The organism is Streptomyces sp. NPDC006997, from assembly GCF_040635175.1.
Taxonomy (GTDB): Bacteria; Actinomycetota; Actinomycetes; order Streptomycetales; family Streptomycetaceae; genus Streptomyces.
Genome location: NZ_JBEYHH010000072.1, coordinates 1 through 12,807, shown reverse-complemented (window position 1 = coordinate 12,807; position 12,807 = coordinate 1). Strand labels below are relative to the sequence as shown.

The following is a 12,807-nucleotide window of genomic DNA, read 5'->3' as shown; positions in this document are numbered from 1 at the left end:
TTGTGCTCCCCCCTGCGGCCGGCGCGGTCGTACGGGGGTTGCCGGGCCCCCCCCACCCGGCGGCGCCCCCGGCACCCCGCTCGGCGGGGTGCCGGGGCTCCGGCGTGGTCGGGGCGGTGGCTCAGCCGTCGCCGCCGCCGAGGAAGCCGCCGTTGTTGCCGCCGTTGTTCTGACCGAAGCTGATCGTGGTCAGGGTGATCACCGTGGCGGCGGGGTTGTCGACCTCGCCGTTCCTCGGGTCCTGGGCGGTGACGATCGCGCCGTCGCTCTGGTCGCTGTTGCCGGCGAACTGGATCTGGGTGAACCCGGAGGCCGCCAGCTCCTGCTTGGCCACCGCGACCGTCTTGCCGACGACGCTCGGGATCGACGTCTTCTTCTTCTCCTTCTTGCCCACGTGGACGGTCACCGCGGAGCCCGGGTCGACCTGGGCGTTGGCCGTCGGCGTGGTGCGGATGACCTTGCCGTTGAGGTTGTCGTCCCCGGTCGGCTCGTCCTGGCACTGGGCGGTGAGACCCTCCGCCTGGATCCGCTGGACCGCCTGGTCGCAGGTCTGTCCGGTGACGTCGGGGAGCGTCACCTTCTCCTCTTCCTTGGCGACGGTGAGGGTGACCGTGGAGCCCTTCTCGATCTCCTTGCCGGAGGGCGGGTCCTGTTCCAGGACGGTGTCCGGCTCCTCGGAGGAGACCCGCGACTTGGTCTTGATCTGGAACTCGTAGTCGTCGGCCTCCAGCTTCGACCGGGCCTCGTCGAGCGAGAGCCCGATCACACTGGGTACGGCGACCTTCGGCGCGCCCGTGGAGACCACGACGTCGACCTCGGAACCCTTGTCGACCTTGGTCTGGGGATCCGGGTTCTGGTCGCAGATGTTGCCCTTCTTCTGGTCCTCGCAGGGCTTCTCCGTGACGTTCAGCTTCAGGTCGCTGTTGGTCGCCTGTTTCTCGGCGTCCGCCTGCGTCAGCCCGATGAAGTTCGGCACCGGCACGGTGTCGTTGCCGACGCCGTCCCCGCCGAACGCCCACCGGCCGATCAGGATCGCGCCGACGAGCACCAGCACCGCCGCCACGACCAGCAGGATCGTCGAGGTGTTGTTCTTCTTCTGGCGGCGCCGGTCGGGGCGCTCGTCGTAGCCGTAGCCGCCGTCGTCCGGGTTCATCGGGGGCAGCATCGTGGTGGCGCCACCCGGCTCCGCGCGCAGCGCCGTCGTCGGCTGGTCGTCCGGGTAGCCGCCGTAGCCGACCGAGCCCATCGCGGCGGTCGCGGCGACCGGCTGGCCGTCGAGGCACGCCTCGATGTCGGCGCGCATCTCGTCGGCCGACTGGTAGCGGTAGTTCGGGTCCTTGACCAGCGCCTTCAGCACGATCGCGTCCATCTCGGGCGTGATCTCGGGGTCGAAGACGCTCGGCGCCTGCGGCTCCTCCCGGACGTGCTGGTAGGCGACGGCCACCGGGGAGTCGCCGACGAACGGAGGGCGTACGGTCAGCAGCTCGTACAGCAGGCAGCCCGCGGAGTACAGGTCGGAGCGGGCGTCGACCTGCTCGCCCTTGGCCTGCTCGGGCGACAGGTACTGGGCGGTGCCGATGACGGCCGCGGTCTGCGTCATCGTCATCCCGGAGTCGCCCATGGCGCGGGCGATGCCGAAGTCCATGACCTTGACCTGGCCGGTGCGCGTCAGCATGACGTTGGCCGGCTTGATGTCGCGGTGCACGATGCCGTTGCGGTGCGCGTACTCCAGGCCCTGGAGGATGCCGATGGTCATCTCCATCGACCGCTCCGGCAGCAGCTTGCGCCCGGAGTGCAGCAGCTCACGCAGGGTGGAGCCGTCGACGTACTCCATGACGATGTACGGGATCGAGACCCCGTCGATGTAGTCCTCGCCCGTGTCGTAGACCGCCACGATCGCGGGGTGGTTCAGCGAGGCGGCCGACTGGGCCTCCCGGCGGAACCGGGCCTGGAAGGACGGGTCGCGCGCGAGATCAGCGCGCAGCGTCTTCACCGCCACCGTGCGGCCGAGCCGGGAGTCATGCGCGAGGTAGACCTCCGCCATGCCACCACGGCCGAGCACATGGCCCAGCTCGTACCGGCCGCCGAGGCGACGCGGCTCTTCCATAGCTTCCTACCAGCCCTCTCCGTCGGATCCGACCGGCACGCGCGGTGCGGTCGGAGGCTGCCCGTCCGGGCCTACCGTACCCGGGTCTATTTGTGGGACTTGGCCAAGCCCGTCACTCGATACAGGACCGGTATCGCAACGTGCGCCGATGTGAAGGCGACGTGACGGGACTCTCACCGCTTGCTGTGGATGACGGCCTCCATCACGCTCTTCGCGATCGGCGCCGCGAGGCCGCCGCCGGAGATGTCGTCACGGTTGGCGTTGTCGTCCTCCACGACCACGGCGACGGCGACCGGCGAGCTGCCGTCGTCGGCCTTGGCGTAGGAGATGAACCAGGCGTACGGCTTCTCGCTGTTGTCGACGCCGTGCTGGGCGGTACCGGTCTTGCCGCCGACGGTGACCCCGTCGATCTGGGCGTTGCGGCCGGTGCCGTCCTTGACGACGGTCTCCATCATCGACTGCAGGATCTGCGCGTTCTCCGAGGACAGCGGGCGGCTCAGCTCCTCCGGCTCGGTCTGCGCGATGGTGTCGACGTTGGACGCCTGGAGCTTGTCGACCATGTACGGCTTCATCAGCTTGCCGTCGTTGGCGACCGCGGAGGCCACCATCGCCATCTGGAGCGGCGTCGCGGCGGTGTTGAACTGGCCGATCGAGGACAGTGCGGTCTGCGAGGGGTTCATGTCGTCGGAGAACACGGACGCGGTCGCGCGGACCGGCGTGAACTGCTCGGAGGTGAACCCGAAGGACTTCGCCGTCTCCAGCATCTTGTCGTTTCCGAGGTCGGAGCCGACCTTGCCGAACACGGTGTTGCAGGAGTACTGGAGGGCGACCCGCAGGGTGGCGTTCTTGCAGGGGATGTTGCCCTCGTTCTTCAGCTCGGTGGTGGTGCCCTCCATCACCCACGGCAGCGGGGTGTCCGTCTTGGTGTCCGCGCCGTCGTACAGCCCGTGCTCCAGCGCCGCCGCCGCGGTGACCACCTTGAACGTGGAGCCCGGCGGGTAGGTCTCGCGCAGCGCGCGGTTGAGCATCGGGTCGTCGGGGTTGTTCTTCTTCTGCAGCTTGTTCCAGGCCCGCGCGTCGTCGTCGGAGTACCCGGCGATCGTCGAGGGGTCGTACGACGGGTAGGAGGCCAGCGCCAGGATCGCGCCGGTGGCAGGGTCGAGTGCGACCACGGCGCCCTTGCCGCGCTGCGCGAGACCGTCGTACGCCGCCTTCTGCGCGGCGGCGTTCAGGGTGGTGACCACGTTGCCGCCCGCCTTCTTCTTGCCGGTCACCATGTCGAGGGTGTTGCGGAAGAAGAGCCGGTCGTCGTTGCCGGTGAGGATGGGGTCCTCGAGGTTCTCCAGCTGGTTGGTGCCGAACGCCTGCGAGGCGTAGCCGGTGACCGGCGCCCACATCGGGCCGTCCTTGTAGGTGCGGACGTACGCGAAGTCGCCGCCCTTGGCCCGCTTGGAGCCGGTGACCGCCTTGCCGCCGACGATGATGTCCCCGCGCGGGGTGGCGTACCGCTCGATGGCGACGCGGCGGTTGGCCGGGTCGGTGGCCAGCTCGTCGGAGCGGGCGTACTGGAGCCAGTTGTCGCGGAGCAGCAGGGTCAGCACGAGCAACCCGCAGAAGACCGCGATCCGGCGCAGCGGCTTGTTCACGAGCGGACCACCTGTGTCATCTCGGAGTCGGGGTTGGGGGCGGACGGGGCCGGTCGGCGCGCGGTGTCGCTGATTCTGAGCAGGATGCCGATCAACGCCCAGTTGGCGATCACGGAGGAACCGCCGTACGCCAGGAACGGCATGGTCATACCGGTCAGCGGGATGAGGCCCATCACACCGCCCGCGACGACGAACACCTGGAGGGCGAAGGCGCCGGACAGGCCGATGGCGAGCAGCTTGCCGAAGGGGTCGCGGGCGGCGAGGGCGGTGCGGACGCCGCGTTCGGCGACCAGCGCGTAGAGCAGCAGCAGCGCCATGACACCGGCGAGGCCCAGCTCCTCGGCGAAGGTGGCCAGGATGAAGTCGGAGTTGGCGGCGAACCGGATCAGCTCGGAGTGGCCCTGGCCCCAGCCGGTGCCGAGGGTGCCGCCGGAGCCGAACGCCCACAGCGCCTGCATGGCCTGCTCGGAGTGGCCGCCGACGCCCTGGCGGGAGAGCGTGTACTCGCGCATCGGGTCGAGCCAGGCGTCGACGCGCTGCTGGATGTGCGACTCGAAGCTGGCGACGCCGACGGCGCCGACCGCCGACATCAGCAGACCGAAGACGATCCAGCTGGTCCGCTCGGTGGCGACGTACAGCATGATCACGAACATGCCGAAGAACAGCAGCGACGTACCGAGGTCGGTCTCGAAGACCAGGATGAGGATCGAGACCCCCCAGACCACGACGATCGGGCCGAGGTCGCGGCCCCGCGGCAGGTACAGGCCCATGAAGCGGCGGCTGGCGAGCGCGAGGGCGTCCCGCTTCACCATCAGGTAGCCGGCGAAGAAGACCGCGAGCACGATCTTGGCGAACTCGCCGGGCTGGATGGAGAAGGAGCCGACCTGGATCCAGATCTTGGCGCCGTAGATGTTCTTGCCGAGGCCCGGCACCAGCGGGAGCAGCAGCAGGACCAGCGCGCCCAGCATGGAGATGTAGGTGTAGCGCTGGAGGACGCGGTGGTCCTTGAGGAAGACCAGCACCACGACGAACAGCGCTATGCCCATCGCCGTGTAGAGCAGCTGGCGCGGTGCGGCGCCGCCCGCCTGGCCGATGTCCTGGAGCAGCTCCGACTGGTCGAGCCGCCAGATGGCGACCAGCCCCAGCCCGTTGAGCAGCGTGGCCAGCGGCAGCAGCAGCGGGTCCGCGTACGGGGCGAACTTGCGGACCGCGAGATGGCCGATGCCGGCCAGCAGGCCGAGGCCGAGCCCGTAGCTCAGCAGCCCGGCGGGCACCTCGTCGTTGATGGCCAGGCCCACGTTGGCGTACGCGAAGACCGGGATGACGACGGCGAACACGAGCAGCGCCAGCTCGGTGTTGCGTCTGCTGGGCGCGCCGATGGCGCCGATCGTGGACGTGTGGTGCGTCGACGTGTTCGTTGAACTGCTCATCGTGTGACGGGGCCTCTCACGGCTGCCTACTGCTTACCGCACAGCGAGACGACCTTCTGCTCTTCCTCCGACAGGCTCGGGCCGGGCTGGGGAGTGGGCGTGGTCGCGGTCGGGGATGGACTCGTGGACGGGCTCGGTGACGCCTTGGACGTGAGGGACGCCGTGGTGGTTCCCGTGCTGCCGCCCGCCTCGCCCTCGCCGGTCGGCGCGCTGTTCTCGCTCTCGGCCTCGCGCCGCTTGGACTCCTTCTCGCAGGCGGACGCCTGCACGGCCAGTTCGTCGATCTTCGCCTGGGCGTTCTTCAGGCTGCCCTCGGCCATGGTGTCCTTGACCAGCTTCTGCTGGTACGGCGGCAGGTACTTGAGTTCGATGTCGGGGTGGTCCTTCTCCACCTTCGACAGCGACACCCAGGCCAGGTCCTGGCTGATGCCGCGGTACAGGGCGACGTGGTCGTCGTTGACGCCGACGTAGTACTGCGTCTGCGTCCAGCGGTAGCCGCCGTACAGGCCGCCGCCGACGACGGCGAGCGCGAGGACGCCGAAGAAGGACCGCTTGAGCCACTTGCGGCCCTTGTCGGGCTTGACGAAGTCGTCGTCGCCGTAGTCGCCGTAGCCGCCCGCCGGGATGTAGCCGGTGGTGTCGCCGGAGCCGGGCGGGCCGAACTCGCCGCCGCCCTGGCCGTGTCCCTGGCGGCCGAGGCCGGAGGCGCGGCCCGCCGGGGTCTGCATGATGCTGCCGTTGTCGCCGAGCTGGTTCTGGTTCTCCGCCACCGCGCCGACCACCACGGGGGTGTCGGACAGCTGCCCGGCGAGGGTGTCCCCGGTGTCCAGGTCGAGGACGTCGGCGACGATGACGGTGATGTTGTCGGGGCCGCCGCCGCGCAGCGCCAGCTGGATCAGGTCCTGCACGGTCTCCTGCGGGCCCTGGTAGCTGGCGAGGGTGTCCTCCAGGGTCTGGTGGGACACGACGCCGGAGAGGCCGTCGGAGCAGATCAGGTACCGGTCACCGGCCCTGACCTCGCGGATCGAGAGGTCGGGCTCGACGTGGTCGCCGCTGCCCAGCGCCCGCATCAGCAGCGACCGCTGCGGGTGCGTGGTCGCCTCCTCCTCGGTGATGCGGCCCTCGTCGACGAGGCGCTGCACCCAGGTGTGGTCCTGGGTGATCTGGGTGAGGACGCCGTCCCGCAGCAGGTACGCGCGCGAGTCGCCGACGTGGACGAGGCCGAGGCGCTGCCCGGTCCACAGCAGGGCGGTGAGCGTGGTGCCCATGCCCTCCAGGGTGGGGTCCTCCTCGACCATCTGCCGCAACTGGTCGTTGGCCCGCTGCACGGCCGTACCGAGGGAGGTGAGGACGTCGGAGCCGGGGATGTCGTCGTCGAGGGCGACGATGGTGGAGATGGCCTCGGAGGAGGCGACCTCACCGGCCGCCGCGCCGCCCATGCCGTCGGCGATGGCGAGCAGTCGCGGACCGGCGTACCCGGAGTCCTCGTTGCCCTCGCGGATCATGCCCTTGTGCGAACCGGCGGCGAAGCGCAGTGACAGACTCATGCGCACCTCGCCCGTCGGCTCCGGATACAGCCGATCGTGTCGAGCCACACTGCCCACCCTCCGGTCGGGAGCGCGCCGGGGCCCCGGGTGTGGACCGCCGCTGCGTGCTCGCTCCGCTCGCGCTCATTCATGACGTAGCACTACTTCCGCAGCTCGATGACGGTCTTGCCGATGCGGATCGGGGCGCCCGGCGAGATCGGTGTGGGGGTCGTCAGCCGCGTTCGGTCGAGATACGTGCCGTTGGTGGAGCCGAGGTCCTCGACGATCCACTGGCCGTCCCGGTCCGGGTAGATCCTGGCATGGCGGCTGGAGGCGTAGTCGTCGTCCAGCACGATGGTGCTGTCGTGTGCCCGGCCCAGCGTGATGGTCTGGCCCTGGAGCGCCACGGTGGTGCCGGTCAGCGTGCCCTCGGTCACCACCAGCTTGGTGGGGGCGCCACGGCGCCCGCGACCGCCCGCGGGCTGCTGCCGCTGGGGCGGGGGCGCCGCTTGGCGCGCGGCCTGCTGCGCGCGCCCGGCGTCGCGCCGTGACCCGCGCTGCGTGACACGCGTACCGAACAGATCGCTGCGGATGACCTGCACGGCCACGATCACGAACAGCCACAGTACGGCCAGGAAACCCAGCCGCATGACCGTGAGGGTCAGCTCTGACATTGCCCCCGGATCACCCTTCGGCTTGCCTATAGATAACGGTGGTGCTGCCCACGACGATCCGCGAGCCGTCGCGGAGCGTAGCGCGGGTGGTGTGCTGCCCGTCCACCACGATGCCGTTGGTGGACCCGAGATCCTGGATCGTCGAGGGCGTTCCGGTCCGGATCTCGCAGTGCCGTCGGCTGACGCCGGGGTCGTCGATCCGCACGTCCGCCTCGGTGCTGCGGCCCAGCACGAGCGTCGCGCGGGAGATCTGGTGGCGGGTGCCGTTGATCTCGATCCAGTGTCTGGTGCGGGCGCCCGGCGCGGCGCCGGGACGGGCGGCGGCGGGCGGGTAGCCGTAGCCGCCGGGGGGCTGCGCGGACGCGGGCGGCGGGTAGCCGTACCCACCGCCGGGGCGGGCACCGGGCGGGGGTGCCGCGGGCATGGGCGGCGCGGCGGCGGGCTGCGGCGGGTAGCCGTAGCCTCCGGGCCGCTGGCCGGGCGCGGGCGCGGGCGGGGCGGCGGCGGGGCCACCGGGGGCCTGGCTGGTCGAGGAGGCGAGGGTGCGGCTGCGGACCCGGTACAGGCCGGTGTCGAGGTCGTCGGCCTTCTCCAGGTGCACCCTGATGGGGCCCATGAAGGTGTACCGCTGCTGCTTGGCGTAGTCGCGCACCATCCCGGCCAACTCGTCGCCGAGCTGTCCGGAGTAGGGGCTGAGCCGCTCGTAGTCCGGGGTGCTCAGCTCGACGATGAAGTCGTTGGGCACGACCGTGCGGTCGCGGTTCCAGATGGTGGCGTTGTTGTCGCACTCGCGCTGGAGTGCTCCCGCGATCTCCACGGGCTGCACCTCGGACTTGAACACCTTGGCGAAGGTGCCGTTGACCAGACCTTCGAGACGCTGCTCGAACTTCTTCAGGACTCCCATGGGGCACCTCCTCCGTCGTTGCCGCCGTTGCCCTTGCCGCTCCGGGGGCCGCTACCGCTTACCCGGTACTGCTTACTGATCGTATCCACGCGCCGGTGAATCGGCTGGTTCCCCCTGTCGGCCCGGTCGACGGGTGTCGACGCCTCCGAAGTTCCCTCCGGAAGCCCCCTTCGAACTCTTCTTTGGACGTCGTCCTGGCAAGGATCGTAGAGGCGGCTGAGGACCAGTGTCCCGCACCCGGCTGTGGACTCCGTACGGGTCTTGGGGAGACGACCGCTACCGGTACGAGGTTGATACGTGGCGGACGGGTTCGGAAGGAGGGGGACGGGGCGGGATGCGGTGGGGCGTGGCGGGGTGTGACGGGGCCGGGGGCGGGGGTTTGCCCGGTGTCCCGCGGGGGGAAAGGGATGTGAACCCACCCCGGACCGCGTGCTAATGTTCTGGGTGTCGGAAGGCGCCAGCCCCCAAGGGGCAAGGGCCAGAGGACACACCCAATGCGCGGGTGGCGGAATAGGCAGACGCGCTGGATTCAGGTTCCAGTGCCCGCAAGGGCGTGGGGGTTCAACTCCCCCCTCGCGCACCAGTCGGCGACGGGCGGCATCGTGAAGGCGATGCCGCCCGTTCCGCGTGTCCGCGCACCTACACTGTGAACAAAGTCTCAGGTGGCGGCCCCGGAGCGGCGCAGTGCGAGGGCCGCGGGGGCGAGGGTCGCGAAGACCGCGAGGACGGCGCAGGCGGCCGTGGTCGCGCCGAGCGCCTGCCAGGGGAGCCGCGGCGGGGTCGGCACCGACAGCGTGGCGAGCGCGGCGCTCATGCCGAGCAGGTTCAGTACGGCGGTCAGCAGGCCGAGCAGCGCCCCCACCGTCACCACCGTGAGCGTCTCGGCGCAGAGCAGCCGGAGCACCTGCCCGCGCGCGGCGCCCACGAGCCGCAGGGCGGTCAGGTCGCGGACGCGGTCGGCGGTGGCCATGGCCATGGTGTTGGCCACCGAGACGCCGGTGTAGAGCAGGGCGATGCCGAGGACCAGGAGCAGGCCGAGGCGGGTGGTGCCGGGGTTTCCGGTGCCGGGGCGGTTGGCGGTTGCCCACTCCTCCCTGGGGAGGAGGCGTGCGCCGCTGTCGCGCAGGGCCGCGCGTAGTCCGGCGGCCACGGTGGCGGGGTCCGCGCCCGGGGCCAGGGAGACGTCCACGCGGTCGGGGGCCGCGCCGGGGGCGTTGGCCGGGGTGACGTAGACGCCGTTGTCGCCGGTGCCGGTGCGCAGGACCGCGGCGATCCGCAGGGACCTGCGGGTGCCGTCGCCGAGCCACACGTCGACGTGCTGGCCGACGCGGTGCCGGGCCCACTCCTCGTTGACGATGATCGACTCGTCGTCGAGGTCGGTCGCCCTCCCGGCGGCGACCGGCAGCCGGATGGTCGCGGCCAGCCCCGCAGGGTCGGCGGCGCGGGCCTCCGACCTGATGAGGGCCACGTCGTCCTCCAGGACGTGTACGGCGGTGGCGGCGGACGGGGAGACCGCGCGGGTGCCGGGCGTCGTACGCAGCGCGTGCAGCGTGCGCTGGTCGAGCGGCGTGGCGGCGGTGACGACGTAGTCGGCCGTGGTCTGCTCGCGCACCTCGGAGACGCGTGCCGCGGACAGGGTCGCGGTGGCGCCCAGGAGGGATCCGGTGAGGGCGACCGTGACCAGCACCGGCGCCGCGACCGCGGCGGTACGGCGGACGCCCGTGGCGGCGTTCTCCCGGACCAGCAGACCGGTCGCGCCGGGCAGCCGGGCCGGGAGCCAGGTGAGGAGCCGGGTCAGTGGGCGGACCACGAGCGGGGCGAGCAGCGCGACCGCGGTGATCAGCAGCATGGGGCGGCTGACGTAGGTCTTGCGGTGCAGCAGGTCGCCCGGCTCGGTGAGCAGGGCGACCGCGAGCGTCACGGCCGCCGTCAGCAGCAGGGCCGTGCCGCACAGCGCCCGTCCCCGGGTCATCGCCCTGGCGTCCACGGAGGCCGTGCGCAGCGCCTCGGCGGGCCCCGTGCGTCCTGCCCGCCAGGAGGCGGCCAGGACGCCGCACAGGGCGACGAGGAGACCCGTCCAGAAGGCCGCGTGGTACGGCCAGACGGCGTCGCCGACGCGGAACCAGGGCGGGGCGAGTCCGGCGTCGACGGTGCGCTCGACGAGCGGGGGAGCGGCCAGGGAGCCGAGCGCGCAGCCCGTCGCGGCGGCGAGTACGCCCACCAGCAGAGCCTCGGCGACGACGGTGCGGCGGACCTGGCCCGGCGTGGCACCGGCCGTGCGCAGCAGTCCGAACTCGCGGCGCCGCTGGGCCACCGCGAAGGCGAACGTGGACGCCACCACGAACACCGACACGAAGGCGCTGACGCCGCCAGCCGTGCCGAACAGGGCGTTCAGCGCGGTGAGCGCCTCGGTGTCCCGGTCCGGGTCGGCGTCGGCGCGGCGGCGGGCGTCGCCGGTGAGCACGTCGACGGGGTCCCGGCGCAGCGCCGCGCGGACGGCCGACGGGGGCGCCTCCACGACCAGTTGGGTGCTGACGGGGGACAGTTGGGCGGCGTGGGCCGGGGTGTGGAAGACGGGGTCCTCGAAGCCGAGGGGGGCGACCGTGCCGACGACGCGCACGGTGCCGTGGTCGGTGCGGAGACGGTCGCCTACGCGCGCGTGCCGGTCGCTGACGACGACCTCGGTCGCGGTGCGGGGCGCGCGGCCGGTGGTCAGCTCGTAGGGGGCGAAGCGGGCGGTGGGCCAGGGGTGGCCGGTCAGGACGCGGGGGCCGGAGGGGGTGTGCGTGCGTACGGGGTACGTCCTGTCCTCGGTGACCGGGCCGAGCCGCTTCAGCTTGGCGAGGGTGGTGGGCGGTATCGGGCGTGGGTGGGGGAGGTGCGCGAGGCGGTCGCCGGTGGGGGTGGGGACGCGCAGGGTGTCGTGTGCCTTGACGACGACGGGTGTCGCCGGGGGGTGCGGGGCGTGCGGGGTGGCGGTGGCGGTGGCGGAGGCGGAGGCGGAGAAACGTTCCGGTGGGCGGGCGGGGGCGTCAAGGGAGGCGGCGAGGGCGAGGCCGGTGACGGTGAGGAGGGCGACGCCCAGGGCGAGGGCGACGAAGCTGCCGACGAAGGCCGTCCAGCGGGTGCGCAGGGTGTGCGGGGCGGTGGTCAGCACGGGGTGGCCACCTCGGTGGTGCGCGGTGATTCTGGAGTGGTCGTCAGTGTGGTCATGCGGTGGGCGATGGTGTCGGCGTCCGCGGCGGTGAGGTGGCCTGTCGGGTGGCCGTCGACGAGGAAGACGACCCGGTCGGCGTGGGCGGCGGCCACCGGGTCGTGTGTGACCATGATCACTGTCTGGCCCTCGCGGTCGACCATGCCGCGCAGCACGGCCAGCACCTCGCGTCCGGTCCGGGAGTCCAGGGCGCCCGTCGGCTCGTCGCCGAAGAGGACGTCGGGGCGGGTGACCAGGGCGCGGGCCAGGGCGACGCGCTGCTGCTGGCCGCCGGAGAGCTGGGCGGGGCGGTGCCGGGCGCGCTCGCCCAGGCCGACCTGGCGCAGGACCTCACGGACCCGGGCCCCGGGGACGCGGCGTCCGGCGAGGCGCAGCGGCAGGGCGACGTTCTGCTCGGCGGTGAGGGACGGCAGCAGGTTGAAGTCCTGGAAGACGAAGCCGACGCGGTCCCGGCGCAGCAGGGTCAGCCCGCGTTCGCTCAGCCCGGTCAGTTCCGTGCCGCCGACCCGGACCGAGCCGGAGGTGGGCCGGTCCAGCCCGGCGGCGCACTGCAACAGGGTCGACTTGCCGGAGCCGGAGGGGCCCATGACGGCGGTGAACGTGCCTCGGGGGAAGGTCAGCGACACGTCGTCGAGGGCGGTGACGGCGTGGCCGCCGGTGCCGTAGCGCCTGCTGACGGCGGTGAGTTGGACGGCGGCGGTCGGGGCAGCCGATGTGGCCGGGGGTTTCGGGGTCGGTGCGGTCATGGGGTCCACCCCACCGTGCGGGGGTGGTGGGGCGCAGTGCGGTGGGACCGAGATCTGGGGTAGGGCTGGGCCTACCTTCGGAGCTCGGTCCTGGGTGATGGCCCGCGCGGGAGGGCGCCTTCTACGGTGAGCCGCATGTCCCCCCGTAACGCGCTCACCGCGCCCACTGGGCCAGCCGTACCAGCCGTGCGCCCTCGTACCGTCTGGCGGGCCATGGCGGCCGGGCCGCGGTACCTGGTCTCGCCGTGGCCGTGGCGCAGTGCGGCGTACCTGCTGACCGGCGTGGTGACCGGGGTGACGCTGCTGGTGGCGCTGGTGCTGCTGGCCGTGGTCGGGGGTGTCCTCGCCGTGGTGGTCGTGGGCGTGCCGCTGCTCGCCGGGCTGCTGCTGGCCGGGATACCGGTCGCGCGGCTGGAACGCCGCAGGCTGCGGCTGGTGGACGCCGGGGCGGAACCGGGCGGGGAGCGGCGGGGGGGGGCCGGCGCCGGGGGGGCGGGGGCGGGGGGGGCGGCGCGGCGGCGGGGGCGGGGGGCCAGGCCGGCGGGGGGGGACGCGCTCCC

9 protein-coding genes and 1 tRNA gene are annotated in these 12,807 nt (G+C 72.1%); 2 read left to right on the top strand and 8 right to left on the bottom strand.

From position 1 onward, the window contains the following. Positions 1-121 precede the first annotated feature (121 nt). The 6 genes from pknB to ABZ659_RS35170 form a co-directional block, all read right to left on the bottom strand. Positions 122-2,107: a Stk1 family PASTA domain-containing Ser/Thr kinase gene (pknB, locus tag ABZ659_RS35195; protein ID WP_360228869.1), complete on the bottom strand. Its 1,986-nt coding sequence runs from the start codon at positions 2,105-2,107 to the stop codon at positions 122-124. A gap of 173 nt (positions 2,108-2,280) precedes the next feature. Continuing rightward, positions 2,281-3,753, bottom strand: a complete 1,473-nt coding sequence (locus ABZ659_RS35190; RefSeq protein WP_360228866.1) for a penicillin-binding protein 2 — start codon at positions 3,751-3,753, stop codon at positions 2,281-2,283. Further along, positions 3,750-5,183 (bottom strand): FtsW/RodA/SpoVE family cell cycle protein, encoded by a 1,434-nt coding sequence (locus ABZ659_RS35185; protein ID WP_360228863.1) that lies wholly within the window; start codon positions 5,181-5,183, stop codon positions 3,750-3,752. Before ABZ659_RS35185 ends, ABZ659_RS35190 begins: the two co-directional genes overlap by 4 nt. 26 nt (positions 5,184-5,209) lie before the next feature. Then, positions 5,210-6,730, bottom strand: a complete 1,521-nt coding sequence (locus ABZ659_RS35180) for a Stp1/IreP family PP2C-type Ser/Thr phosphatase (RefSeq protein WP_360228860.1) — start codon at positions 6,728-6,730, stop codon at positions 5,210-5,212. Positions 6,731-6,870: 140 nt separating this feature from the next. Further along, a complete protein-coding gene (locus tag ABZ659_RS35175) occupies positions 6,871-7,383 on the bottom strand; it encodes an FHA domain-containing protein (protein WP_360228857.1) in 513 nt (170 codons plus the stop codon). A 10-nt stretch (positions 7,384-7,393) separates the two neighbouring features. Beyond that, on the bottom strand, positions 7,394-8,287 hold the full coding sequence (locus ABZ659_RS35170) for a DUF3662 and FHA domain-containing protein (RefSeq protein WP_360228854.1): 894 nt from the start codon (positions 8,285-8,287) through the stop codon (positions 7,394-7,396). Positions 8,288-8,783: 496 nt separating this feature from the next. Here ABZ659_RS35170 and ABZ659_RS35165 point away from each other — a divergent pair. Then, a tRNA-Leu gene (locus tag ABZ659_RS35165) sits at positions 8,784-8,870 on the top strand. A 75-nt stretch (positions 8,871-8,945) separates the two neighbouring features. Here the strand turns inward: ABZ659_RS35165 and ABZ659_RS35160 are convergent. After that, positions 8,946-11,444 (bottom strand): FtsX-like permease family protein, encoded by a 2,499-nt coding sequence (locus tag ABZ659_RS35160; RefSeq protein WP_360228851.1) that lies wholly within the window; start codon positions 11,442-11,444, stop codon positions 8,946-8,948. Then, positions 11,438-12,247, bottom strand: coding sequence for an ABC transporter ATP-binding protein (locus ABZ659_RS35155; RefSeq protein WP_360228848.1), 810 nt, complete (start codon positions 12,245-12,247; stop codon positions 11,438-11,440). The genes ABZ659_RS35160 and ABZ659_RS35155 overlap by 7 nt, the downstream gene beginning before the upstream one ends. Positions 12,248-12,382: 135 nt before the next feature. Here ABZ659_RS35155 and ABZ659_RS35150 point away from each other — a divergent pair. After that, positions 12,383-12,807: sensor domain-containing protein (locus ABZ659_RS35150; protein ID WP_360228845.1), on the top strand; the 425-nt coding region annotated here is incomplete at its 3' end.